The organism is Streptomyces sp. NBRC 110028, assembly GCF_001417735.1.
In the GTDB taxonomy this organism is placed as follows: domain Bacteria; phylum Actinomycetota; class Actinomycetes; order Streptomycetales; family Streptomycetaceae; genus Streptomyces.
Genome location: NZ_BBUZ01000026.1, coordinates 426,881 through 450,447 on the forward strand (window position 1 = coordinate 426,881; position 23,567 = coordinate 450,447).

Genomic DNA, 23,567 nt, shown 5'->3' on the forward strand with positions numbered 1-23,567 from the left:
CCCGCCGGTAGATCCTCACGTGCCTCCGGGATCCATGCCGCTGGCCCGGGCTATCGCCTCGACCTCGCGCCGGTCGCGCTCCTGCTGGTCGCCGAACTCGACGATCAACTGCAGCCCGTGCGGCCCCAGCAGACTGGTCAGCTCGGCCAGCTCCCGTCCGAGAGCGGGGGTGAACAGATCCCGGTCGAGCGCGGTGACCGGCACGTCGATACCGGTGGCGCCGCCCGAGGACCGGCCCACGATGGCCTCGTTGACGCCGTGCAGTATGCGCAGCAGCAGATCGTACGACGCGGGGTCGAGACGCGACTGAAGCTCGGCCAGGTGAAGCGCGAACTGCTGGGCGCGCTCCAGGAATTGCTCTTCGTCCATCCCACCATCGTGACGAAACTCCTCGCCCGGTGCCCCGCGAACCGGGGATTCTGCGGTCAAGGCTGATGATCACGGGTGATCGTACTGCCGAGCCCGTACACTCGGCGCGCGTTGTCCGCGCCGAGGAGCGCCGCCACCCGCCCGGCGTCGCCGCCCGACCACGCCCCCTCGCGCACCCACTGGGTCAGCAGCGCGGTCAGCGCCTCCCGGAAGAGCCGGGCGCCCACCACGTACAGCTCGGGCAGCCCGTAGGCGTCGGTGGAGAAGAGCACCTTGCCGAACGGGGCCAGCTCCAGCATCTCGGCGAGCACCGCCCCGGCCCGCGCCCCGGTATGGGTCAGGGACAGGCCGACGTCGGCGTAGACATGCGGGAAGACGGCGGCGAGGTAGGCAGCGCCGCGGTGGTACGGATAGCCGTGCAGCAGGATCAGCGAGCAGCCGGTGGGGCGCACGGCGCGGATGAAGTCGGTGAGCGCGAGCGGATCGCAGCGGTCCAGCCGCAGATCCGGATCGCCGAAGCCGGTGTGCAGCTGGAGCGGCAGCCCGGTGTGGGCCGCGGACCACAGCAGATGGCGCAGCAGTACGGGATCGTCCACCCGGGCGGCGGGCGCGCCGCCCTCGGCACGGTGGGCGAGCCAGCGCTCGGCCGCGGTGTGCACGGCGGCGGGGGCGGGCGGATCGGGCTCGAAGTGGAGGCCGTAGCGGTAGGCGGCCACCGATTTGAAGCCCGCGGCGGTACGGGCGGCCTCCCGGATCCCGTCGGCGAGCCCGGTCAGGAAGTCGTCGGCGCCGCGCGAGGTGTCGGCGGTCCGCTCCGCGAGGTGTTCCAGCCGGACGATCTCGTGCGCGGTGCCCCCGGCCGCCGCGGCCAGCTCGTCCGGGGTGGTGAGGCCGCCGGGGAGGCCGGTGTCGACGAGGAATTCGGTGATCCCGGCGGCGCTCAGCAGCCGCCGGTTGACCTCGCCCGCCCCCAGCTCCCGCCGCCGGGCGAGGTAGCGGGCGGGCGGGCAGTGCGGTTCGAGGTCGAGCAGCGGCGGGCACCAGCGGCGCAGCGCGAAGCCGAGCTGGCTGTCGAAGAAGGTGGTGCCGAGCGCGGCGGGCGCGTCGGACTCGGTCAGGAACGCCTCGAACGCGGCGGCGTCCAGTTCGTGGCGGGCCACCCCATGACAGTGGTGGTCCACCAGCGGCGGCAGAGGCGGACCGCTCGGCGCCGTCTCCTCGGCGGAGCGCATCGGTCAGTACCGTCCCCGGGTCGCGGCCGCGATCTCCTGCGGGGTGGCCTTCTCGAACAGCGCCGCCTCGGCGCGGCGTACGGCGGCGATCGACTCGAAGAGCGGATCGCCCAGCGCCTCGCGCAGGACGCCCGAGTCCTCGAAGTGCTCCAGCGCGGTGAGCAGCGAGGTGGGCAGCCGCGGCTCCCGGCCCGTCCGCGCCGGGTCGCCGCAGACCGGTGGCGGCAGGGTGAGCCCGGCGTCGAGCCCGGCGAGCCCGGCGGCGATGACCGCGCCCGTCAGCAGATAGGGGTTGGCGGCCGGGTCGAAGCATTTGATCTCGGCGTTGGCCGCGCCCGGATCGTCCGGGGCGCCGGTGATGAAGCGCAGCGCGGCCTCGCGGTTCTCCAGCCCCCAGCACTGATACGCCCCGGCCCAGCGGGAGGGTTCCAGGCGCAGATAGCTCGCGGGGGAGGGGGCGCCGAGGGCGAGCAGGGCGGGCAGCGCGCGCAGCACTCCGGAGAGGAACGCCTCGCTGGTCGCGGTCATGCCGTGCGGCCCGTCCCCGTCCCGGCACAGATTGCGGTCGCCCTGCCACAGACTCAGGTGCAGATGGCCGCCGTTGCCGACGCTGCCCGCCTCGGCCACCGGGCCGAACAGCGGTGTCAGCCCGTGCCGGGCCGACACCCCGCGAATCGTCTCGCGGACGAGGACGGCGAGATCGGCGGCGCCCACCGGGTCCGAGGGCGCCACCGACACCTCGAACTGCCCGGCCGCGTACTCCGGATGCAGCTGCAGCACCTCCACGCCCTGGGTGCGCAGCGTGCCGAGCACGTCGGCGAGGTAGCCGGAGAGGTCCACCAGGCGCGCCATGCCGTAGGCCGGGCCCGTACCGGCGTAGCGCGGGCCCGGGGCGGCGCCGTACGGGGCCGTGCCGCGGGGGGTGGTGTCGTACGGGGTCACGTCGTACGGGCCCGGGCCGGGCGTGTCGCGGGCGGGGCGCGGCGCGCCGGTGCCGCCGGTGGTGACGACCCACTCCGTCTCGAACCCCATGCGCAGCGCGATCCCCCGCCCGTGCGCCCGCTCGGTCATCCGGCGGGCGAACAGCCGCTGGCAGGCGGGGTGTTCCAGGCCGGACTGGGCGTAGCGGTCGGCCGGTGCCCACGCCCAGCCGGGCTGGGCGGCCAGCACGGTGAGCCGGCCGAGATCGGGGAAGAGCCGCAGATCGCCGTCGGGGCCGCCGATATGAGGGCTCGTCGTCATGGAGTCGTCCACGAGGTACACGTCGAACACCGGGGACATGCCGACGCCCCGCCGCGCGGCATGGGCCAGCCGCCCGGTGGGCACGGACTTCACCCGGGTGAGTCCCGCGTTGTCCACCCAGGTCAGCGCGATGCCATGGATGCCCTGCGCGGTGAGCCGGTCGGCCTCCTGCCGCGCCCGTGCCTGTGCCTGTTCACGATCGCCCGTCCCCATGGGCTGCCTCCTCCGCCGCGGCCTGTACGCCGAGACTATTGCCTGCGGAGGGCATTATGGTGACAGATTGTCCCGATCGCATACGGGGTGTGACGGTGGGATATGCCTTCCCCATAACCGTCGCGAACGTCCGGCTCCGCCGCGGTGAACGGGGCCTCATGGCAACCCCTGGTCGCTGACGGGAGTTGCGGATCCGGCTGATTCCTCCGCGTTTGATCACAAAAGGCGGGTTCTTCGCTATGCTTGGCGCGTACATGGCATTCACGGAAGAGGAGAGTCCAGTGATGAGACGCAGGACCGTACTCGCGAGCGCGTTAGGCATCGGCGGCGGCCTTCTGCTGCCGGGGACCGGGGTAGCCCATGCGGCCCGTACGGACTGGTCGCGGGCGGTGGTGGAGTCCACCCTGGCCCGCTACCCGGACCCGGTCTCGCTCGGCGGCTGGGGCTACACCCGGGGGCTGTTCCTGCTGGGGGCCTACCGCGTCTACCAGCGGGTGCGGGAGCCCTCGTACCTGGCGTACATCAAGGCTTGGGTGGACAACTTCGTGGACGCCGAAGGCCATATGGCCCGCACCTTCGACAACCTCGACGCCATGCAGTCCGGCAACCTGCTGCTGATGCTCCACCGGGAGACCGGCGACGCACGCTACCGGGCCGCCGCCGACCAGATCCGCGACCGCTTCACCAGCTATCCGCGCACCGCGGACGGCGGCATGTGGCACGCCACCGGCAAGACCAACGAGCTGTGGGGCGACGGGGTCTTCATGGCCCAGCCGTTCCTGCTGCGGTACGGCATCGCCTACGGGGACAGGTCGTACGCGTACGACGAGGTCACCCGGAACCTCTCGGTGTACTTCCGCCACTTGAAGGCGCCGAACGGGCTGATCTACCACGCCTACGACGCGGACGGCGACGCCCCCTGGAACCCGGACCCCACCACCGGCACCTCCGCCCACTTCTGGGCCCGGGCCATCGGCTGGACCGCGATGACGCACATCGAGGTGCTGGAGATGCTGCCCGCCGACCACCCCCGCCGCGCCGAACTCATCGGCAACGTGGCGCACTTGGCCAAGGGATTCCTGCGCTACCAGGACCGGGCGACCGGCCGCTGGTTCCAGGTCGTCGACAAGGCGAGCGAGCCCGGCAACTGGACCGAGACCTCCGCCTCCAGCATGTACACCCTGATGCTGCACGCCGCCCTGGGCCACGGCTGGATCCGCGGCGACGGCTACGCGGCGGCGGCGCGCCGGGGCTACCAGGGTGTCCTGGACAAGGTGACGGTGGACGCGGACGGGCGGACCAGCATCACCGACATCAGCGAGGGCACCAACGTCGGTGACCTGGCGTACTACCTCGGCCGCAAGCGCAACACGAACGATCTGCACGGGTTGGGCGCCTTCCTGCTGATGAACGAGCGGATCGCCTGACGACGCGCGTGTGCGGCCGCGCTCCGCGGAGCGCGGCCGCACCCAGCGGCACGGGGGGCCTACTGCAGGTCGACCTGGAACACCTTGTCCGCGCCGTCCGGCTCCCCGCCGTTTTTGTCGGCGTTCGTCGTGGACAGCCACAGCGTGTTCTCGCCGGGCACCGTCTCGACGGTGCGCAGCCGCCCGTAGGAGTTGGTGTAGTACGCCTGCGGGGTGCCCGCGCTCGTGCCGTCGACCGGTATCCGCCACAGCCGCTCGCCCCTCAGCGCGGCCATGTACAGCGCGCCGTCGGCGTAGGTGACCCCGCTGGGCGAGGCGTCGCCGACCGACCACTGGCGCTTGGGGCTGGTCATCCCGGAGGTGGAGCAGGAGCCCTCGCAGGTGGGCCAGCCGTAGTTCTTGCCCGGCTCGATGAGGTTCAGCTCGTCGTACTTGTTGTTGCCCAGCTCCACCTCCCACAGCCGGCCCTGCGGATCCCAGGTGAGGCCCTGCGGGTTGCGGTGGCCGAGCGAGTAGACGAGGGTGCCGAACGGGTTGCCGGGGGCGGGCTTGCCGTCGGTGGTCATCCGCAGGATCTTGCCGTTGAGCGAGTCCTTGTCCTGGGCGAGGTCGGCGGTCTGGGCGTCCCCGGTGCTGGCGTACAGATAGCCGTCCGGGCCGAACTTCAGCCGCCCGCCGTTGTGGTACCTGTTCTTCTTGATGCCGGTGGCGAGAGCCTTGTAGCCGCTCAGTGAGGAGCCGTCGTAGGTCATGCGGGCGATCCGGTTGCCGTCGGACGCCGTATGCATGAGATAGACGTAGTGATCGGTGTTCCAGTTCGGGGAGACGGCAAGGCCCATCAGCCCGCCCTCGCCGCTGGTGGTCACCACATTGGGCACCGTGCCCACCTGGGTCTTGGTGCCCGACTGGGTGAGCTTGAAGAGTTTGAACGAGTCCCGCTCGGTGATGAGCGCCGAGCCGTCCGGCAGCCAGCCCAGCCCCCAGGGGACCGTCCAGTCCGACGAGACGGTCTTGATGGTCGAAGGGGCCGAAGAAGCCGAATCGGCGGCGGTCGGTGCGGCGTTGCCCGTGCCCGCCTGGGCGAGCAGCAGCCCGGCGGTGAGCGCGGTGGTGGCGACCGCGGCCACCAGGGTGTTCCGACAGTTCTTCATCGCGTCTCCTCCTACTGGAGCTTGTACGCCTTGAAGTTCCGGGTGAGCAGAGAGGTGGTCTGCAGCGGCGCCATGCCGGCGGCTCCGGCCTCGGGGTGCCATGTGAGGCTCCAGGACGCGGCAGGCGCCTGCGGAGCGCGCTCGGTGCCGTAGGCGACCGCGGCCGGGGCGATCAGTGCCGCGGTGGCCGCGAGGGTGAGGGCGGTGCGCGGTAAGAGCGGTGGGCGCTCCATCAAGGATTCCCCTGTCCGATCCTTGTTCATCGTTCATCAACTTCTTTGGGCGTGACGGCGCATCGCGGAAGGTAGGAGGTATGGCGCGATGAGTCAAGGAATGGTGTGGACCAAGAAAATGTCCTGATAGGCAGTCAGTAGTGAAGTACCGGCATCCACCTGCGAATTTCGCTGAGCTGGTCGAGATATACGTGACATATCTATTCAAATAGGTCGGAGGAATTGCCTGCATGCTTCTTGACCGGACACCGACAGGGCGGTGACGCTGCAACAGCACCGCACCCGACCGCGGCCCGGCTTCAGCGGCGTCACCGGCGCCCCGTGGTCCGGCACAGCGCCACCACCGACGGCGAGCGCTTGCGCCGGCACCACCGGCTGACCGCGCCCGCCCCGCCCCGCGGCACCTCCTCAGGACCGACCCACCCATCGGAAACCGGAAGGCAGGTCAGCACCATGAACGAGACCGTGCGGCAGACCCCCACCACGGCGGACCGGACACCGCCCGCCCCGGACCAGACCGCCTGGCAGACCCCCGACTACGTGGTCGTCGAGACCGCGCTGGAGGTCACCGCCTACTCACTGAACGCCCGCTGACGGCAGCCGCCATGCGCGTGCGTGTGCTCGGCACCGCGGCGGGCGGCGGCGTACCCCAGTGGAACTGCGCGTGCCCCGGATGCTCCGGGGCACGCGCCCACCCGGAGCGCCGCCGCCGCCACGCCTCGCTCGCCGTACGGGCCGCCGAAGGCCGCTGGTATCTCGTCAACGCCACCCCCGACCTCGGCGAGCAGATCGAGGACTGCCCCGAACTCCACCCCGGGCCCGAACCGCGCCGCACCCCACTGGCCGGGGTGATCCTCACCGACGCCGAACTCGACCACACCCTCGGCATCGCCCGGCTGCGCGAGGCCGACGGCGTCGAACTGCACACCACCGCCCCGGTGCGCCGGGCCCTGCTGACCGGACTCCACCTCGGCGATGTGCTCACCCCCTACACCCGCCTCGACTGGCACGAGCTGCCGGTGGAAGGCCCCCGCCCGGCCGCCGCGGACGCCGGCTTCACGCTCGACGCCGTCCCCGTCTCCGCCAAACGCCCGCGCTACGCCACCGGGCTGGGCGGAGCCGACGACGACGCCTGGGTCGTCGCCCTGCGCTTGACGGACCGCGCCACCGGCCGCTCCCTCCTCTACGCCCCCGCCCTCGCCGCCTGGCCCGACACCTTCCAGCGGGCCGCCGAGGAGGCCGACTGCGTCATCGTCGACGGCACCTTCTGGGACGACGAGGAGCCCCGGCGCAGCGGTTTCGGCTCCCGCACCGCCACCGCCATGGGCCATCTGCCGATCGACGGACCCGGCGGCACGGCGCGGCGGCTCGCCGCACTGGGCGCCCGCACCCTGTACACGCACCTCAACAACACCAACCCCCTCAACGACCCGGCCGCGCCCCAGCACGCGGTGCTCGCCGGACGGGGCATCGAGGTGGCCGCCGACGGGATGGTGATCGAGCTATGACCCGGAGCCTCGAGACACGGCTGCGCGCCGTCGCCGAGGAGCGCTACCACGACCGGCACCCCTTCAACCTCCGCATGCACGCGGGCGAACTCACCCCCGCCGAAATGCGCCGCTGGATCCTCAACCGCTTCCACTACCAGCGCCACATCCCCGTCAAGGACGCGCTCATCACCGCCAAGCTGGACACCCCGGGGCTGCGCCGGATGTGGCTGCGCCGCATCCGTGACCACGACGGCGCGGCCGACGGCGAGGGCGGCATCGAGCGGTGGCTGCGGCTCGGCGAGGCCGCGGGTCTTGGCCGGGAGCGGCTGCTGACCGGCGCCGACGTGCTGCCCGGGGTACGGCTCGCGGTCGACGGCTACGTCAACTTCTGCCGTCTGGGCACCCCGCTGGAGGCCGTCGCCGCCTCGCTGACCGAACTGTCCGCCCCCGGCATCATGCGCACCCGCATCGAGGCGTTCGAACGCCACTACCGGTGGATCGAGCGCGAGGGCTTGCGCTACTTCCGCGACCGGGTCGGCCAGGGCAGCCGGGACAGCGCCGAAGCCCTCGACCTCGTCCTCACCTGGGCCCGCACCCCCGAGGACGAGGAGCGGGCGGTCGCGGCGCTGACCTTCAAATGCGAGGTGCTGTGGTCCCTGCTGGACGCGGTGGAGCACGCCGACACCAAGGACACGTCCGGCCACACCGCGGGCGACACCGCGGGGGAGGGGACATGACGGCCCCGGCCGCCTGGCGGCCCGCCCTGGCCCCCGCGGTGCGCCTGCGCCACGACCGGGTGCGCGAGGTGGACCTGCTGGTGCTGCCCGAGCGCGTCGTGGTCCTGCGCGGCACCGCCGGGACCGTGCTGCGGCTGTGCGACGGCGACCGCGACCTCGACACCATCGTGGCCGAACTCTCCGAACGCTTCCCCGGCGCCCCCGTGGCCACCGAGGTCCCCGCGTTCCTTGGCCGGATGCACGAGGAGGGCTGGATACGGTGACCGCCCACCCCCCAGGGACCGCCCACCCCCGCCCCTGGGCGCTGCTCGCCGAGCTGACCCACGGCTGTCCGCTGCACTGCCCGTACTGCTCCAACCCGCTCCAGCTGGTGCGCCGCTCCCGCGAGTTGACCGGCGAGGAGTGGGAGCGGGTGCTGCGTCAGGCGGCCGAGCTGGGCGTCGTCCACACCCATCTGTCCGGCGGCGAGCCGCTGCTGCGCCGGGACCTGGAGGCGATCGTCGCCGCCGCCGTGTCCGCCGGGCTCTACACCCAGCTCGTCACCAGCGGCGTGGGACTGGACGAGGCCCGGCTCGCGGCGCTGACCGGGGCCGGGCTGCACAGCGTCCAGCTCTCCGTCCAGCACGCCGACCCCGAGGCGTCGGACCGGATCGCCGGACACCGCTCGTTCGCCGCCAAGGAGCGGGCCGCGGCGCTGGTACGGGAGGCGGGGCTGCCGCTGGGCGTCAACATCGTCCTGCACCGCGACAACCTCGACGCGCTGGACGCCCTGATCGACCTGGCCGTGGCCTGGGGAGCGGACCGTATCGAACTCGCCAACACCCAGTTCTACGGCTGGGCCCTGCGCAACCGCGCCGCCCTGCTGCCCACCCGCGACCAGCTCGCCCGGGCCCGGGAGGCCGTCGCACGCCGGCGCGAACAGCTCGGCGGCCGCACCGAGCTGGTGTGGGTCCTCCCGGACTACTTCGAGGGCGTCGCCAAGCCCTGCATGGGCGGCTGGGGCGCGGTCTCGCTCACCGTCGCGCCCGACGGCACCGTCCTGCCCTGCCCCGCGGCGGCCGCCCTGCCCGGCCTGGACCCGCCGAACGTCCGCGACCACGCGCTTGCGTGGATCTGGGACCACTCCGCCGCCTTCAACCGCTACCGCGGCGAGGAGTGGATGGCCGAACCGTGCCGTAGCTGCTCCCACCGCGCCGAGGACTTCGGCGGCTGCCGCTGCCAGGCGTACGCCCTCACCGGGGACGCGGCCCGCACCGACCCGGCCTGCGCCCGCTCGCCCGATCATGGCCTGATCCGCTCGCTGACCGGCCCCGCCCGGGCAGCGGAACCCCCGCTCCGGGGCTATACCTACCGCGGGTACGGGAGGGGGTGAGACCGCGCGGGTTTGGCAGGGCCGTCCCCGCTTCCGTACAGTTCGGCCGTTACCCAGGGAAAACAGAACGAGGAAGCGGCAGCGGCGATGACGGTGACTGACGACGGCCGGGCCGAGCGGACGGAGGCCGGGCAGACCGGCGCCGTGCCCACGGAGCCGGGGGAGCCCGGGACCCACGCGGAGCCCGGCATCGACCCCGGGCGCCTGGCGACCTGCCTGAGCGTCCTGGAAGAACTGGACCGGCTGCCCGTCGACCACCCCGACGCCATCACGGTGCGCCGGGCCACGGCCGGTATCTACCGCACGGTCAAGCAGCGCAGGCGCCAGGAGCGGCGGGCCGCCAAGACCGCCAACGACAAGACGGTGACCGAGGCCACCGCCACCGGCGCCGCCGACCGCATCGACGACGAGACGCTGGGCCGCGCCCTCAAGCGCTCCGTCACCACCGAGATCGCGGGCATCCTGGCGCGCCCCCGCTCCTGCTACGTGTGCAAGACCCGCTACGTCGAGGTCGACGCGTTCTACCACCAGCTCTGCCGCGACTGCGCCGCCGAGAACCGGGCCCGCCGCGACGCCCGCACCGACCTCACCGGCCGCCGGGCGCTGCTCACCGGCGGCCGCGCCAAGATCGGCATGTACATCGCGCTGCGGCTGCTGCGCGACGGCGCCCACACCACCGTCACCACCCGCTTCCCGAACGACGCGATCCGCCGCTTCACGGCGATGCCGGACAGCGCCGAGTGGCTGCACCGGCTGAAGATCGTCGGTATCGATCTGCGCGACCCCGCCCAGGTCATCGCGCTGGCCGACGAGATGTCCGCCGCCGGGCCGCTGGACATCCTGATCAACAACGCGGCGCAGACCGTGCGCCGCACCCCGCAGGCGTACGCGGAGCTGATAGCGGGCGAGTCGGCGCCGCTGCCCGCCGGCGAGCTGCCCGAGTCCGTCGTCCTCGGCGCCTTCGGCAGCGGCTCCCAGACGGCGCTGCCCGGACCGCGTACGGAGCGGGACGGCGCGCTGACCGCCCAGGACCTCACCGCCCTCGCCCTCACCAGCGGCTCCGCCTCGCCCGCCCGGATCGAGGCGGGCACCGCGATCGACGCGGGCGGGCTCGTCCCGGACCTGGACGCCACCAACACCTGGATCCAGCGGGTCCACGAGGTGGACCCGGTGGAGATGCTGGAGGTGCAGCTGTGCAACGAGACGGCGCCCTTCATCCTGGTCAGCCGGCTGCGCCCGGCGATGGCCGCCGCGTCCGCCCGGCGCAAGTACGTGGTCAACGTGTCGGCGATGGAGGGCAAGTTCGGCCGCGGTTACAAGGGCGCGGGCCATCCGCACACCAACATGGCCAAGGCCTCGCTCAACATGCTCACCCGCACCAGCGCCCGTGAGATGTTCGAGACCGACGCCATCCTCATGACCAGCGTCGACACCGGGTGGATCACCGACGAGCGGCCGCACCCGGACAAGATGCGGCTCGCCGCCGACGGCTTCCACGCCCCGCTCGACCTGGTGGACGGCGCGGCCCGGGTCTACGACCCCATCGTCCGCGGCGAGCAGGGCGAGGACCTGTTCGGCTGCTTCCTCAAGGACTACGCGCCGACCACCTGGTAGGCACGGAGCCGCCCGGCAGGCCCGGGCGGCCCGTCAGGCCTTCGCGCCCGTCCCGCCCGCCGCGGGCAGACGGCGGCGGAAGGCGCGCTTCCAGCGGCGGACCGTACGGCGGTAGCGGGCCCGCAGCCGGGTCCGGGAACGCTCCCAGGAGCGCGCGAACCGGCTGGAGGCCAGCTCCTCGAAGAGCCGCTCGTAGCGCTCGGCGATCGGCTCCGGGTCGTACCTCCGCGCGCTCTCCAGCGCCGCCGCGGCCATCGCGCGGCGGCCCGGCTCGTCGTCGATCAGGTCCCGCAGCGCCTGTGCCAGCGCCTGCTTGTCGCCGACGGGTACGAGCCGCCCGGTGACCCCGTCCTCGATGATCTCGGCGGGGCCGAGCGGGCAGTCCGTGCTCACCACCGGCACCCCGCAGCGCATCGCCTCCACGATCGTCATCCCGAACGACTCGGCGTCCGAGGCGACCGCGACGATCGACGCCTTCGCGAACTCCTCCTCGATCGGCGAGTACGGCCCCATCAGCTCGGCGCTCCCGGTCAGCCCCAGCTCCTCGATGCGCTCCTGCAGCTGCTCCCTCTGGGCGCCGCCGCCGTAGATCCGCAGCCGCCAGTCCGGATGCTTGGGCGAGACCTCGGCGAAGGCGTCGATCAGCAGGTCGAAGCGCTTGCCGCGGACCAGCCGGCCCGCCGCCGCGATCACCGGAGCGGTGCCCTCGGAGGTCTCGGCCGCCGGTTCGGGGACGCTGTTGGGGATCGCCAGGGTCCGCGCCCCCGGCAGCGGCATCTTCGCCCGGTACACCGCCGCGTCCGCCTCCGTCGTGGTGACCAGGGCGTCCAGCGTGCGGTAGAACGGCGTCAGCTCGGCCCGCAGCTTCTTGCTGTGCGCCTCGTACCGCAGGTGCTCCTGTGCGATGCGCAGCGCCTCGCGCGGGCCGAAACGGGCCAGGTACACATTGATGCCCGGCCGGGTGCCGATGATCACATCGGCGTCGCAGCCCTCCAGATACCGGGCGACCCGCAGGTCCATCAGCCGGTTGTACTGGTGGTTCCGCTTCTCGTGGACGGGAAAGTCCACAGTGGGCTCGGCGAACAGCGGATCTTGCGCGTCCAGGCCGCCGGGGCGCGTGTCGACCAGCGGCACCAGCCGCACCCGCGGGTCGAGGGTGAAGCGCGGCGTCGCGCGGTGGCGCATCATCGACGCGATCTCCACCTCGTGGCGCTCCGCGAGCGCCGCGGCGAGATTCAGCGTGGTGCGTATCGTTCCGCCGATCCCATAGGCGTTGTGCAGCAGGAATACGATCTTCATACGGTGTCTCTCCGGCCGGTGGCAACACCGGGGCGCGATCCCCCCGGAACGTACTGGGTACCCTGTCCCGGCTCGGTAAGCCGGTCGCGTGAGAAAGGTGAGAGCCGGGTAAGAGCCGCAGCTCCGCGGGGGCGAGGGCGATCGCTCCCGGGCGGTCTTGGCAGACTCGTCCTGTGACCAACACCGTGCTGCTCGCCGAGGACGACCGCGCCATCCGCCATGCGCTGGAGCGCGCCCTGATACTGGAGGGATACCGGGTCACCGCGGTGTCCGACGGCGTCGAGGCCCTGGCGGCCATCCACCGCGAGCACCCGGACGTGATCGTGCTGGACGTGATGATGCCGGGCGTGGACGGAGTCCAGGTGTGCCGGGTGCTGCGCGCCGAGGGCGACCGCACCCCCATCCTCATGCTCACCGCGCGGGTGGAGACCGCCGACCGGATCGAGGGGCTGGACGCGGGCGCCGACGACTACGTGGCCAAGCCGTTCGAGGTCGAGGAGGTCTTCGCCCGGCTGCGCGCGCTGCTGCGCCGCGTCGCCCCCATACCGGAGCCCGCGGCGGAGGAGGCCGCCTACGACGCCACCCTCGCGGTCGCCGACCTCCGGCTCGACCCCTCGGCGCGCCGGGTGTGGCGGAGCGGTACGGAGCTGGAGCTGACCCGCACCGAATTCGACCTCCTGGAGTTGCTGGCCCGTAACGCGGGCATCGTCCTCGACCATGCCACGATCTACTCTCGCATCTGGGGCTATGACTTCGGCCCCGGATCGAAGAACCTGGCCGTGTACATCGGCTATCTGCGCCGCAAGGTCGACCAGACCGGGCGCGCCCCGCTCATCCACACGGTGCGCGGCGTCGGCTACACCCTGCGGGAGGAGTGAACGGTGCGCTTCCGGCCCCGCCGCAGGCCGCGGCCCAGCCTGCACACCACCTTCGCGCTCTCCTTCGCGGCGCTCGCGTCCGTGGTGACCCTCCTGGTGGGCTTCCTCAGCTACGACGCCGCGGCCGGGCTGGTGCGGGTCGACCAGAAGTCCGCGTTCACCGACGTCGTCCGTGATCTGCGCACCCAGGTCCGGGGCCAGAAGGTGGTCCTGCGGCAGTACCCCTCCGAGGTCCCGGTGCCCTACGGGCTGCGCGACGACCTGCGCCGGATCAGCCGCATGGACGTCCAGGTGCTCGGCGGCCGGGGCGGCGTCTACGACGAGGGCAAGCCCCCGCTGCCGGTCGGCGAGGAGGACCGGGAGACCGCCGCGGACACCACCCCGGGCACCGTGCGGCAGCGCAACATCTCCATCGGCGAGGACCGGTACCGGATGGCCACCGTCGCGCTCGGCGACGGCAGCGGCGCCGTCCAGGTGGCCCAGCAGATCAGCGACACCGAGGATCTGCTGCAGGAGCTGCAGAAGCGCACCGCGCTGTTCGTCGTCGCGATCATCATGGCCGCCGGGCTGGCCGGCTGGTGGCTCGCCGGACGCATCACCCGGCGGCTGGTACGGCTCACCCGGGTCGCCGAAAGCGTGGCGGCCACCGGACGGATGGAGGTGGCGGTGCCGGTCGCCGGGGACGACGAGGTGGGCCGGCTGGGCCGGGCCTTCGACGGCATGCTCGGCCGGCTCGCCCGCTCCAAGGACGACCAGCGGCGCCTCGTCCAGGACGCCGGCCACGAACTGCGCACCCCGCTCACCTCGCTGCGCACCAACATCTCGCTGCTGAGCCGCTTCGAGCAGCTGCCGCCCGCCGCGCGCGAGGAGCTGCTGGCCGATCTGGCGGGGGAGACCCGGGAGCTGACCGACCTCGTCAACGAGCTGGTGGACCTCGCGGCCGGCCAGCGGGACGACGAACCGCGCACCGAGGTGTCCCTCGACGAGGTCGCCACCAAGGCCGCGACCCTCGCCCGCCGCCGCACCGGCCGTGAGATCACGGTACGGGCGGAGGGCGACACCCTCGTCGAGGGCCACCCCGGTGCCCTGTTGCGCGCGGTCTCCAACCTGGTGGAGAACGCCGCCAAGTTCGACCGGGAGGGTACCGGGCCCGTCGAGGTCGTGGTGACCGGGCACCGCGTCGAAGTACGCGACCGGGGCCCCGGCATCGCCGAGGAGGACCGGACGCGGATCTTCGACCGCTTCTACCGCGCCCCCGGCGCGCGCAGCCTGCCCGGCTCCGGGCTGGGGCTCGCCATCGTGCACGAGGTCGCCCTCGCGCACGGTGGCACGGTCTTCGCCCGCCCCCGCCCCGGCGGCGGCGCGGTGCTCGGCTTCACCGTCGACGGCCCGGAGGAGCCGTAGGGGGTGTCCGCTACGGCTTGCGGCCCACTCCGGCCCACATGTTGATGTCCGCGCTGCGGATCTCGTCCGGGCGGTCGCCGGGGCCCGGCTTCCAGTCCTGCGGCTCCGAGACGCCCGGCTCGACGAGCTCCAGACCGTCGAAGAACGCCTCGACCTGGCTCCTGCTGCGGGTGGTGAAGGATATGCCGCTCTCCTCGTACACGGCGATCACCTTCTGCCACGTCTCCGCGTGGAAGTCGGCCGTGGAGTGCGTCAGCATCAGATAGCTGCCCGGGGCGAGCGCGCCCATCAGCTCCGCCACGATCTCGTACGGCTTCTCCTCCTCCGGAATGAAGTGGAAGAGGGCGTTCACCGACAGTGCGACCGGCTTGCTCAGGTCGAGCGTCTCGTTCAGCTCGGTCGCCGACATGATCCGCTGCGGCTCGCGCACATCGGCCTGGACGTACGCGGTGCGCCCCTCGGGGGTGCCGCGCAGCAGGGCCTGGGCGTAGGCGAGCACGATGGGGTCGTAGTCGGTGTAGACGACCCGGGCGTCCGGGGCCACGCTCTGCGCGACCTGGTGCAGATTCGGCTCGGTGGGGATGCCGGTGCCGATGTCCAGGAACTGCCGGATACCCGCCTCGGCGGCCAGCCAGCGCGTCGCCCGGTGGATGAAGCTGCGGTTGACCGTGGCGTTGAGCTTGACGGTCGGGTAGACCGACAGGACCTTTCCGGCGGCCTCCGCGTCGACCTCGTAGTGGTCCTTGCCGTTGAGATAGAAGTCGTACATCCGAGCCGGGTGCGGCTTGGTGGTGTCGATCTGCTGGTCCGGGGCGAGTCCGTAGTCGGTCACGCCGCCCTCCGTTCCGGTGCGGTACCCGCCGAGGTGGTCAGGTGGGGGTCGGGTCGGGAGAGGAGGAAATCCGCGTCGCCGGCCTTGGCGCCCTGGATGAACCTCTCCATTTCATGGTGGGTGTAGATCAGCGCAGGGCCGTCGGGGTCCGTCGACTGCCGCAGGGCGATCCGCCCGTCGTGCAGCCTCAGGGCCTCCACGCACGCACCGCCGTTGGGGCCGCTCCAGGGCTTGCGCCAGCCTTCCGTCGCCAGACGGGTGGCCGGCATGCCGTTGTAGACGTCTTGTACCTGATCCACAGTCACAGCTCCTTGCGAATCTCACGGAGGAAGGTCTCCGTGCGGCGCGCCGGTGTGGCCTGGGTGCCCATCCGGTCGAGTGCCTCCAGATAGGCGGCCACATCGGTGCGCTGGTCGAGATAGCCGGCGCCGGTCAGGCCCTCGGCGTAGACGATGTCCGGCAGCTCCGGAATCTGGAACCGGAACAGCTGGAAGGGACCGCCCATGCCCGGATGCGGCCCGGAGGCGAACGGGACCACCTGCAAGGTCACGTTCGGCATCTGGACGGTCTCGATGAGGTGGTCGATCTGGTCGCGCATGATCTGCGGCCCGCCGATGCGCAGACGGAGCACCGTCTCGTCCATGACGGCCCACAGATGCGGCCCGTCGGGTCTGGACAGCAGCTCCTGACGCTCCATCCGCAGGGCGACCCGGCGGTCGATCTCCTCGTCGGTGCCCTGCGGAAAGCCGATGCGCAGCAGTGTCCGGGCGTAGCCCTCCGTCTGCAGCAGGCCGGGGACGAAGTGCGGTTCGTACGCGCGGATCCGGCTGGCGGCGCCCTCCAGGCTCACATAGAGGCTGAACCAGTCCGGCAGCACATCGCGGAAGCCCTGCCACCAGCCGGGCTTGTTGGCCTCCTCCACGAGTCCGAGGAAGGAATCCACCTCGTCCTGCTCGACGCCGTAGGTCTGGAGAAGCTTCTCGACGTACGGGAGCTTCAGCCCGACTTCGGCCTTCTCCATCCGGCGCACGGTGGTCTGGTTGACGTGCAGCGCCTTGGCGGCCATGTCATAGCTGACCCCGGCTCGCTCACGGAGGTGCCGCAGCCGCATGCCGAGGACCATCTGCCCAACGGTCGGGGCAGACCGCGCTTCACCCACGTCGTTCCTCCTCGGACGGTGTGCTGTGCGACTCAGTGTGCCATGCTCGCGATGGGCGGCACAGACTGCCTCGGTCATTCTGCATTTTGCAGAACGCGTCTTGCCAACTGATGCTCGCAGGAACGATAGTGGCGTCGTGACCGGTCCCAACGTGGCCGCCCTGTCGCGCACTTGCGGCATTCACGTACGGCATTCACGCCCCCACAGGTAGACGGACGGAAGGCACATGGCCGTGGCATTGCGTCAACGCTCGACGATCGCCCCTCACATGAGCTCCGCCGGTGTGGACGCGGCCCTCCGCCAGGAGACCTTGCAGCTGCCCGCCCGGGGCGCCTCGGTCGGCGCCGCGCGCCGGCTCGTCCGGAGCCTGGTGCCCGCCTGGGGCTTCGACGAGGAGGTGTGCGGCGCGGCGGAGCTGGTGATGTCCGAGCTGTTCACCAACGCCCTCGTGCACACCGCGAGCGAGCAGATTCTGTGCGTGCTGCGCGCCCAGGAGCGGCGCTCGCTGTACGTCGAGGTCGCCGACCAGGGCGGCGGCCCGCTCGGCCCCATGCCCCGGGAGGCGGGCGTGGAGGACGAGAGCGGCCGTGGCCTGGCCCTCGTCCGCGCCCTGACCCAGGCGTGGGGCGACCGGCCGGGGGCGGCGGGCGGCCGCGTGGTGTGGGCTCAGCTCAGCGCGATGGCCCGCTGACGGCGACGCCCGGCGCTCCGCGGCACCCCACCGCGGCGGTTAGCATCGCCGCGTGCACACCGTCCCACGCCGCCTGCTGCTGGCGCTCGCCGCGGGCGGGCTCGCCGGCTGTTCGGACCCCGGGCCCTCCGCCCGGGTGCGGCTGGCCACCGGCCCCCGTGGCGGGCCCTACGCCACCTTCGGCAGCAGACTGGCCACCGAGGCGCACCGGGTCCACCACGGCCTCACCGTACGGGTGCTCACCACCGCCGCGAGCGTGGAGAACCTGCGCATGCTCGGCGACGGGCGGGCCGACACCGCGCTCACCCTCGCCGACAGCGCGGCCGACGCCGCCGCGGGGCGCGGCACCTTCCGGCGGCCGGCGCCGATCGCCGCCCTCGCCCGGTTGTACCTCAACTACCTGCACCTCATCGTGCCCGCCGACTCCACGATCGAGCACCCCGCCCAGCTGGCCGGGCGCACGGTCTCCCTCGGCGCCGCCGAGTCCGGCACCAGGGCGGCCGCCGGACGGGTGCTCGCCACGGCCGGGGTACGCGACATCCGCGCCGTACGCCTCGGGCTCGGCGAATCCGCCGACGCGCTCACCAGGGGGTCCGTGGACGCCTTCTTCTGGTCCGGCGGCGCCCCCACCTGGGCCATCTCCCGGCTCGCCCGCCGCCACCCGCTCCGCCTGATCCCGCTCGGCGGGTTCGCCCGCGCGCTGCGCGCCGCGCACGGCCCGGTCTACGAGGAGGTCTCGATCCCGGCCGGTGCGTACGGAACGCGGAAGCCGACCCCCACCGTGGGCACGCCCAGCTATCTCGTATGCCGCGACCGGCTCGCGGACGGCACGGCCCGCGCGCTCACCGGGGTGCTCTTCGAGCGCCGCGACCGGCTGGCGGTGCCGGACGCGCCGGGCAGCCGCCTGGACGAGCGCTACGCCATCGGCACCGGCACGGTCCCCCTCCACCCGGGCGCTGCCGCGTACTACCGCGCCGCCTACGGCTGACCGGGCAGCCGCAGCTCCACCACCAGGCCGTGGGGCTCGGCAGAGCGGAGGGTCAGCCCGGCGCCGCAGGAGCGGGCCAGTTCGGCGGCGATGGCGAGGCCCAGACCGCTGCCGGGCACGTTCCCGTGGTCCGGTGCGCGCCAGAAGCGTCCCGGGGCCGCCGCCAGCTGGTCGGGGGTGAGCCCGGGGCCGTCGTCGGCGATCCGCAGCGTTCCGGCGGCGTCCAGCGAGACGGTGACCGTGCCGCCGGACGGCACGAACTTGGCCGAGTTGTCCAGCGCGATGTCCGCGATCCGGGCGGCCGGGGCGGGCAGCGGCGGGGCGTCCGGGCCCGCCGCTTCGACGTCCACCACCAGGGTCAGCCCGCGCGCCGCGTGCACCTCGCGCCAGGTGCCGAGCCGCGCGGCGAGCGCCGTGGGCGGGATCGGCTCGGGTGCGGCCGTCCCGGCCTCCACCCGGGCCAGCTCCAGCAGGTCTTCCAGCAGTTCGGCCAGCCGGTCGACCTCGGCGAGCGCTTCGGCGTAGTCGCCGGTCCCGGATTCCCGCAGGTGCGGCTCCAGGTTCTCCAGCCGCAGCGACAGCACGGTCAGCGGGGTGCGCAGCTCGTGCGAGGCGTCCGCGACGAAGGCGCGCTGCCGCTCCAGGGCGGCGGAGACCGCGTCCGCCATGGCGTTGAACCGCCGCTCCAGCAGCCGCAGTTCGGCGGGCCCGTGGCCGCCGTCGCGCACCCGGGCGTCCATCCGGCCCTCGGCGATGGCCCGGGTGGTGACGTCCAGTTCGGTCACCGGCCGCAGGATCCACCGCGCGAGGCGGCGCGCGGCGATCAGGGCGCAGGCCACCGCGATCAGCGAGCCGCCCGTGACCGCCGCCCACATCAGGGCCACCTCGCGCCGGGCGGTGGCCGTGGTCACTCGCATGAGCACCACGCCGGAGACCTGGGCGTCCCGGCCGACCGGCTCGGCGATCACCACCGCGTCCGGGCCGAACGGGGTGACCAGGGGCAGGCTCCCGGTGGTACGGCCGGACAGCGCCCGCTCGGCGGGCCCGCGCGCCCAGGCCCCGCCGCCCGCGACCCGCTCGCCGTCCCGGCCGCGGATCTCCACCGCCGTGCCGTACAGCTGGTGGTAGCGGGAGACCTCCTGGACGAGCCCGGTGGTGTACCCGTCCCGGATGGCCTGGTCGGCGAGTTCGGCCAGGCGCGTCGCGTCCGCGCGCCGCTCCAGCAGCAGCTGCCCGGTGCGGTGCGAGGAGTACGCGCGGGCGAAGGGCACCGCGAGCGCGGCCACCAGGCACGCGATGAGCACGGTGTAGACCGTCAGGATCCTCAGGTGCATCCGCCGGTACCCAGCCGGTATCCGGTGCCGCGCAGCGTCTCCACCAGCTCCGGACGGCCGGTCTTGGAACGGATTCCGGCGATGTGGACATCGAGGGAGCGGGACGCCGACAGCAGCAGGTCGCCCCAGACCGCGTCCAGGATCTCCTCGCGGCTGCGCACCACACCGGGTTCGCGGGCGAGCAGCGCCAGCACGTCGAACTCCCGGCGGGTGAGGGCGACGGGATGGCCGTCCACCTCCAGTTGCCGGGTGGCCAGGTCGATGGTCACGCCGCCGACCGTGACCACCGGGCCCGCCGCCGTGAGCGGCCGGGTTCCGCGCCGGACGACGGCCTCCATGCGCGCGACCAGTTCGGCCGTGCGGAACGGTTTGACCAGGTAGTCGTCGGCGCCGCCGCGCAAGGACCGGACCACGTCCCGCTCGGCGGACCGGGCGGTGACCACGATGACCGGGACGGCGGAGGCGCGGCGCAGCCTGCGCAGCGCCTCCAGCCCGTCCATGTCGGGCAGCCCCAGGTCGAGCAGGACGAAGTCGGCGCCGTCCTTGAGCCGGAGCGCGTCGTCGGCGCGCCCGGCGCGGACGACCTGGTGCCCCAGCCGGTCCAGCGCCGAGATCAGCGCGGCCGCCAGCCGGTCGTCGTCTTCGACCAGGAGAACGTGCATGGGCCACAGCGTATGCGCTGGGCCGATGGCTCAGACAGCGCTCTTCCGCAAGTCCTCGGCGGCCGTCTTCTCGGCCGCTTCGCGGGTGAGGGCGGTGTCCCGGGTCTCGCGCATCGTGAGGTAGACGACGAGCGAGACGGCGGCGCAGCCGGAGACGTACCAGTAGAAGCCGGACTCCATGCCGGCGTTCTTGAACCACAGCGCCACGTACTCCGCCGTGCCGCCGAACAGGGCGTTGGCCAGCGCGTACGGCAGCGCCACACCGAGCGCCCGGACATGGGTGGGGAACAACTCGGCCTTCACCACCGCGTTGATGGAGGTGTAGCCGGTGATGATGACCAGCGCCGCGAGCGAGAGCAGCAGCGCGCCGAGGAAGGTGTCGGTGTGCGAGAGCGCGGTCATGATGGGCACGGTGCCGAGCATCGAGCCGATGCCGAAGGTGATCAGCAGCGGCCGGCGGCCGATCCGGTCCGACAGCGATCCGGCGACCGGCTGGAGCAGCATGAACAGGAACAGCGCGCAGAAGCTGACCAGCGACGCGTCGTTCTTGCTCAACCCGGCGGTGTTCGAAAGGTATTTGGTGAGATAGGTGGTGTACGTGTAGTACGCGACCGTGCCGCCCATGGTCAGCGCGATGACCAGTGCCGCCTCCTTGCGGTGGAGCAGCAGCTGACGAAGACTCCCGCGCTCGGCCGACCCGTCCTGGGCGCCCTCCTCCTCGGTGTACGCCTCGGTCTCCAGCAGGTTGCGGCGCAGCCAGAAGACCACCGCGGCGGCCACGGCACCCACGATGAACGGGATGCGCCAGCCGTAGGAGTGCAGCGAGCCGTCGGACATGGTGCGCTGGAGCATGATCAGCAGGCCCAGGCCGATGAGCTGGCCGAGGGTCATGGACACGTACTGGAAGCTGGAGACGAAGCCGCGGCGGCCGGGCTGGGACGCCTCGGTGAGATAGGTGGCGCTGGCCGCGTACTCGCCGCCGACCGAGAGGCCCTGGAGCAGCCGGGCCACCAGCAGGACGAACGCGCCGAAGTAGCCGACCTGGTCGTACGTCGGCGCGATGGCGATGAGCAGCGCGCTGGCCGACATCAGCGTCACGGTGAGGGTGAGGGCGGCCTTGCGCCCGCGCCGGTCGGCGTACCGGCCCAGCAGCCAGCCGCCGATCGGGCGCATGAAGAATCCGACGGCGAAGATGCCGGCGGTGTTGAGGAGTTGCGCGGTGTCATTGCCCTTGGGGAAGAAGGCACCGGCGAAGTAGGTGGCGAAACTGGCGTAGACGAACCAGTCGAACCATTCGACGAGATTGCCGATCGAGCCGCCGAGCACGGCTCGCCAGGGGGTGCGGGGGTGTTGCGCTGAGCCGGTGTCGCTCACTGGGCCTCCAGATACGTGCGGTAGGCGCCCGGCCGCCGAAGGAGCGGTCGTCGCGCAACGCAGCGTCGGTGCGGACAGGGGGCGGCGTACAGCCTCCGGACCGAGAGCTAACGTCCGGTTAACACAGTCGGTGGTTTTCTCTCTCCAGGAGACCGGCAGGGGCTCAAGACTCTTGGGCGGGTCTCAGGAGGTGCGAACGCGCTCCGTAGGGAGCGTTCGCCAAGGTGACAGCGCTGCGCTGATTCGCCTCCGCTGGGAGGGCTCCCGGTCGGGCAAGCCCCTTTCGGCAAGATTGCGCACGCCGGAGGAGCTTCGCCGGGCTCCGTTCCGTCCCGGTTGGAGCCGGACCGAGCCGGACCTTAGGGAGGGTTTAAGGAGGGTTCCGAGACAGCGCGGATGATCTTCCCTCACGCCGCGACTTGGGCTCGGACGGGCCGTGCTGTCAGACGGGTGACATGGGCCCTGTGGTCCTCCACCTGCTTGCTCATCAAGAAGGTGGTTGTAAGTGCGCCGGATCTCCTGGACGCTGTCGCCAACCCTGCGCTTGCCGGAAACCTCATCCGCCCAGGTCATGCGGCATGTCGGTATTCGTGGAGGATGCCGCCAAGGCGCTCGCGTCTTCGTATGTCGAGGCTGGCGATCTGGTCCGGATCGGTGATCGGCGCGGGTAACGGGTGCAGAGGACGGGCGTTGGCGATGCCCTGATGTGGCCGATGAGCGTTGTAAAACCCCTCGAACTCCCGCAGTACATAGAGCAGGTGCCGGTGGTTCCAGATCAAGGTCCAATCCAGCAGTTCACGCCGGCAGGTCTGCACCCAACGCTCCATGACCGAGTTCATTCTCGGCATCCTGACACCGCTGAGAACGACCTCGATCCCCACATCGGCAAGGACGGCATCGAACAGGGCGGGGAACTTCCCGTCCCGGTCCCGGATCAGGAACCGCACCCGGCAGCCCGCGTCCTCAAGGTCCATGACCAGGTTCCTGGCGGCCTGCGCCACCCATGAGGCGGTCGGGTTCGCAGTCGCCCCCAGGATCCGGATGCGTCGGCTGGCCTGCTCGATCACCGCCAACACGTACAGTCGCGCCCCGGACAAGGTGACCGTTTCCAGGAAGTCGCAGGCCAGCAAGGCATCGGCCTGGGAGCGCAAGAAGTCAGCCCAAGTACTACCGGCCCGCTCGGGTGCCGGGTCGATCCCAGCTTCCTTCAAGATCTGCCAGACGGTGGACGCAGCGACCTTCACGCCCAGGACCAGAAGCTCACCATGCACCCTCCTGTAGCCCCAACCGGGATTCTCCTTCGCCAGACGCAGCACCAGGGCCCGGACGGAGTGGACAGTGCAGGGTCTTCCGGGACGCTTGGGCCGGGAGGCAGCCGCGTGGCGGCGTGCGACCAAGCTGCGGTGCCATCGAAGTACCGTATCCGGGCGCACCAGCAGCTGTATGCTGCCGAGCACGTTCCGTGGCAGCCGGTGCAGCAGCGCCGCCAGGAACGCCCGGTCGATTGGAGTGAACCGCACCCTCTCCTTGCCGAGTTGCCGCTCCAGCACCATCAGCTGGTGACGCAGGGCAACGATCTCCGCGTCCTTGTCGCGGTCGCTCATCGGGAGCAGGCGCAACATGGCAAACGCATGGATCACAGCCAGGTAGCCCAGTCGCAGTAGCACGGTAGACCATCATCCCGCGACGATTGACAGCCGCGCGAGGGCACGGGGCGAGCGCCTTCCAACGAGACTCGTACACCCTCGCACACCGCCTCCCACCAGGGCGGACGGGTTTTTCGGCAGGCGCAACGTTGTCGGCACCAGCTCACGGGTCTCGGTGGACGTCGTGCCACACCTCGGTGACGTGGCCTTCTGCCACCTC

The 23,567-nt window shown here is 72.0% G+C and carries 24 protein-coding genes; 11 read left to right on the forward strand and 13 right to left on the reverse strand.

What is annotated here, in order from left to right; translation table 11 throughout:
• Positions 1-15: 15 nt before the first annotated feature.
• The 3 genes from ASC60_RS17185 to ASC60_RS17195 are packed head-to-tail and all read right to left on the reverse strand — an operon-like array spanning position 16 to position 3,056.
• Complete coding sequence (locus ASC60_RS17185) at positions 16-369, reverse strand: hypothetical protein (RefSeq protein WP_055551761.1); 354 nt, start codon at positions 367-369, stop codon at positions 16-18.
• Positions 370-425: 56 nt separating this feature from the next.
• Positions 426-1,601 carry an amidohydrolase family protein gene (locus ASC60_RS17190; protein ID WP_055551763.1) on the reverse strand — a complete coding sequence of 392 codons (1,176 nt, stop codon included), beginning with the start codon at positions 1,599-1,601 and terminating at the stop codon, positions 426-428.
• Positions 1,602-1,604: 3 nt separating this feature from the next.
• Positions 1,605-3,056, reverse strand: a complete 1,452-nt coding sequence (locus ASC60_RS17195) for a glutamine synthetase family protein (RefSeq protein ID WP_055551765.1) — start codon at positions 3,054-3,056, stop codon at positions 1,605-1,607.
• Positions 3,057-3,340: 284 nt separating this feature from the next.
• On the opposite strand from ASC60_RS17195, the gene ASC60_RS17200 reads away from it, so the two are divergent.
• Complete coding sequence (locus ASC60_RS17200) at positions 3,341-4,483, forward strand: glycoside hydrolase family 105 protein (protein WP_234356980.1); 1,143 nt, start codon at positions 3,341-3,343, stop codon at positions 4,481-4,483.
• A 59-nt stretch (positions 4,484-4,542) separates the two neighbouring features.
• Here the strand turns inward: ASC60_RS17200 and ASC60_RS17205 are convergent, their stop codons facing one another.
• Entirely contained in the window at positions 4,543-5,634 is a 1,092-nt protein-coding gene (locus tag ASC60_RS17205; RefSeq protein ID WP_055551767.1) for a sorbosone dehydrogenase family protein, read from the reverse strand.
• 11 nt (positions 5,635-5,645) lie between these two features.
• Positions 5,646-5,867: a hypothetical protein gene (locus tag ASC60_RS17210; protein ID WP_055551769.1), complete on the reverse strand. Its 222-nt coding sequence runs from the start codon at positions 5,865-5,867 to the stop codon at positions 5,646-5,648.
• A gap of 453 nt (positions 5,868-6,320) precedes the next feature.
• On the opposite strand from ASC60_RS17210, the gene pqqA reads away from it, so the two are divergent.
• The 6 genes from pqqA to ASC60_RS17240 all read left to right on the forward strand — a co-directional run bounded on the left by pqqA (position 6,321) and on the right by ASC60_RS17240 (position 11,080).
• A complete protein-coding gene (gene pqqA, locus ASC60_RS17215; protein ID WP_055551866.1) occupies positions 6,321-6,461 on the forward strand; it encodes a pyrroloquinoline quinone precursor peptide PqqA in 141 nt (46 codons plus the stop codon).
• A gap of 11 nt (positions 6,462-6,472) precedes the next feature.
• Complete coding sequence (pqqB, locus tag ASC60_RS17220; RefSeq protein WP_055551771.1) at positions 6,473-7,375, forward strand: pyrroloquinoline quinone biosynthesis protein PqqB; 903 nt, start codon at positions 6,473-6,475, stop codon at positions 7,373-7,375.
• On the forward strand, positions 7,372-8,094 hold the full coding sequence (pqqC, locus tag ASC60_RS17225) for a pyrroloquinoline-quinone synthase PqqC (RefSeq protein WP_055551773.1): 723 nt from the start codon (positions 7,372-7,374) through the stop codon (positions 8,092-8,094). Before pqqB ends, pqqC begins: the two co-directional genes overlap by 4 nt.
• Positions 8,091-8,357: a pyrroloquinoline quinone biosynthesis peptide chaperone PqqD gene (gene pqqD, locus ASC60_RS17230; protein WP_055551775.1), complete on the forward strand. Its 267-nt coding sequence runs from the start codon at positions 8,091-8,093 to the stop codon at positions 8,355-8,357. Before pqqC ends, pqqD begins: the two co-directional genes overlap by 4 nt.
• Complete coding sequence (gene pqqE, locus ASC60_RS17235; RefSeq protein ID WP_055551868.1) at positions 8,345-9,466, forward strand: pyrroloquinoline quinone biosynthesis protein PqqE; 1,122 nt, start codon at positions 8,345-8,347, stop codon at positions 9,464-9,466. The genes pqqD and pqqE overlap by 13 nt, the downstream gene beginning before the upstream one ends.
• 87 nt (positions 9,467-9,553) lie before the next feature.
• Positions 9,554-11,080, forward strand: a complete 1,527-nt coding sequence (locus ASC60_RS17240; RefSeq protein WP_234356981.1) for an SDR family NAD(P)-dependent oxidoreductase — start codon at positions 9,554-9,556, stop codon at positions 11,078-11,080.
• Between the two features lie 33 nt (positions 11,081-11,113).
• Here the strand turns inward: ASC60_RS17240 and ASC60_RS17245 are convergent, their stop codons facing one another.
• The gene (locus ASC60_RS17245; RefSeq protein ID WP_055551777.1) at positions 11,114-12,379 is read right to left on the reverse strand and encodes a glycosyltransferase family 4 protein; all 1,266 of its coding nucleotides are present in this window, start codon (positions 12,377-12,379) and stop codon (positions 11,114-11,116) included.
• A gap of 173 nt (positions 12,380-12,552) precedes the next feature.
• Between ASC60_RS17245 and ASC60_RS17250 the strand changes: the two genes are divergently transcribed.
• Together ASC60_RS17250 and ASC60_RS17255 are read left to right on the forward strand one after the other, a co-directional pair.
• A complete protein-coding gene (locus ASC60_RS17250; protein ID WP_055551778.1) occupies positions 12,553-13,257 on the forward strand; it encodes a response regulator transcription factor in 705 nt (234 codons plus the stop codon).
• Positions 13,258-13,260: 3 nt separating this feature from the next.
• Positions 13,261-14,661, forward strand: coding sequence for a HAMP domain-containing sensor histidine kinase (locus ASC60_RS17255; protein ID WP_055551780.1), 1,401 nt, complete (start codon positions 13,261-13,263; stop codon positions 14,659-14,661).
• Positions 14,662-14,671: 10 nt separating this feature from the next.
• On the opposite strand, the gene ASC60_RS17260 is transcribed toward ASC60_RS17255, so the two are convergent.
• The 3 genes from ASC60_RS17260 to ASC60_RS17270 are packed head-to-tail and all read right to left on the reverse strand — an operon-like array spanning position 14,672 to position 16,652.
• On the reverse strand, positions 14,672-15,493 hold the full coding sequence (locus ASC60_RS17260) for an SAM-dependent methyltransferase (RefSeq protein ID WP_079038442.1): 822 nt from the start codon (positions 15,491-15,493) through the stop codon (positions 14,672-14,674).
• Entirely contained in the window at positions 15,490-15,792 is a 303-nt protein-coding gene (locus tag ASC60_RS17265; protein ID WP_055551783.1) for a DUF397 domain-containing protein, read from the reverse strand. The genes ASC60_RS17260 and ASC60_RS17265 overlap by 4 nt, the downstream gene beginning before the upstream one ends.
• 2 nt (positions 15,793-15,794) lie before the next feature.
• Entirely contained in the window at positions 15,795-16,652 is an 858-nt protein-coding gene (locus ASC60_RS17270; RefSeq protein WP_055551784.1) for a helix-turn-helix transcriptional regulator, read from the reverse strand.
• Between the two features lie 268 nt (positions 16,653-16,920).
• Here ASC60_RS17270 and ASC60_RS17275 point away from each other — a divergent pair, with 268 nt between their 5' ends.
• Positions 16,921-17,343 carry an ATP-binding protein gene (locus ASC60_RS17275; protein WP_234356982.1) on the forward strand — a complete coding sequence of 141 codons (423 nt, stop codon included), beginning with the start codon at positions 16,921-16,923 and terminating at the stop codon, positions 17,341-17,343.
• A gap of 52 nt (positions 17,344-17,395) precedes the next feature.
• Positions 17,396-18,331 carry a TAXI family TRAP transporter solute-binding subunit gene (locus ASC60_RS17280; protein WP_055551788.1) on the forward strand — a complete coding sequence of 312 codons (936 nt, stop codon included), beginning with the start codon at positions 17,396-17,398 and terminating at the stop codon, positions 18,329-18,331.
• Here ASC60_RS17280 and ASC60_RS17285 read toward each other — a convergent pair.
• From ASC60_RS17285 to ASC60_RS17300, 4 genes are all read right to left on the reverse strand, one after another.
• Positions 18,322-19,665, reverse strand: coding sequence for a HAMP domain-containing sensor histidine kinase (locus ASC60_RS17285; RefSeq protein WP_055551789.1), 1,344 nt, complete (start codon positions 19,663-19,665; stop codon positions 18,322-18,324). The two genes, ASC60_RS17280 and ASC60_RS17285, sit on opposite strands and share 10 nt — an antisense overlap.
• Entirely contained in the window at positions 19,656-20,327 is a 672-nt protein-coding gene (locus ASC60_RS17290; protein WP_055551791.1) for a response regulator transcription factor, read from the reverse strand. Before ASC60_RS17290 ends, ASC60_RS17285 begins: the two co-directional genes overlap by 10 nt.
• Positions 20,328-20,357: 30 nt before the next feature.
• A complete protein-coding gene (locus ASC60_RS17295) occupies positions 20,358-21,701 on the reverse strand; it encodes an MFS transporter (RefSeq protein ID WP_055551793.1) in 1,344 nt (447 codons plus the stop codon).
• A gap of 569 nt (positions 21,702-22,270) precedes the next feature.
• Entirely contained in the window at positions 22,271-23,368 is a 1,098-nt protein-coding gene (locus ASC60_RS17300) for a helix-turn-helix domain-containing protein (RefSeq protein ID WP_055551795.1), read from the reverse strand.
• Positions 23,369-23,567: the final 199 nt, after the last annotated feature.

Bases quoted from the DNA above. Each gene is read 5' to 3' on its own strand.
- ASC60_RS17245 (WP_055551777.1), bottom strand. From the start codon at position 12,379: ATGAAGATCGTATTCCTGCTGCACAACGCCTATGGGATCGGCGGAACG.
- ASC60_RS17285 (WP_055551789.1), bottom strand. From the start codon at position 19,665: ATGCACCTGAGGATCCTGACGGTCTACACCGTGCTCATCGCGTGCCTG.
- ASC60_RS17210 (WP_055551769.1), bottom strand. From the start codon at position 5,867: ATGGAGCGCCCACCGCTCTTACCGCGCACCGCCCTCACCCTCGCGGCC.
- ASC60_RS17200 (WP_234356980.1), top strand. From the start codon at position 3,341: ATGAGACGCAGGACCGTACTCGCGAGCGCGTTAGGCATCGGCGGCGGC.
- ASC60_RS17275 (WP_234356982.1), top strand. From the start codon at position 16,921: ATGAGCTCCGCCGGTGTGGACGCGGCCCTCCGCCAGGAGACCTTGCAG.
- ASC60_RS17185 (WP_055551761.1), bottom strand. From the start codon at position 369: ATGGACGAAGAGCAATTCCTGGAGCGCGCCCAGCAGTTCGCGCTTCAC.
- ASC60_RS17195 (WP_055551765.1), bottom strand. From the start codon at position 3,056: ATGGGGACGGGCGATCGTGAACAGGCACAGGCACGGGCGCGGCAGGAG.
- ASC60_RS17205 (WP_055551767.1), bottom strand. From the start codon at position 5,634: ATGAAGAACTGTCGGAACACCCTGGTGGCCGCGGTCGCCACCACCGCG.
- ASC60_RS17190 (WP_055551763.1), bottom strand. From the start codon at position 1,601: ATGCGCTCCGCCGAGGAGACGGCGCCGAGCGGTCCGCCTCTGCCGCCG.
- ASC60_RS17290 (WP_055551791.1), bottom strand. From the start codon at position 20,327: ATGCACGTTCTCCTGGTCGAAGACGACGACCGGCTGGCGGCCGCGCTG.
- pqqC (WP_055551773.1), top strand. From the start codon at position 7,372: ATGACCCGGAGCCTCGAGACACGGCTGCGCGCCGTCGCCGAGGAGCGC.
- pqqD (WP_055551775.1), top strand. From the start codon at position 8,091: ATGACGGCCCCGGCCGCCTGGCGGCCCGCCCTGGCCCCCGCGGTGCGC.
- ASC60_RS17240 (WP_234356981.1), top strand. From the start codon at position 9,554: ATGACGGTGACTGACGACGGCCGGGCCGAGCGGACGGAGGCCGGGCAG.
- pqqB (WP_055551771.1), top strand. From the start codon at position 6,473: ATGCGCGTGCGTGTGCTCGGCACCGCGGCGGGCGGCGGCGTACCCCAG.
- pqqA (WP_055551866.1), top strand. From the start codon at position 6,321: ATGAACGAGACCGTGCGGCAGACCCCCACCACGGCGGACCGGACACCG.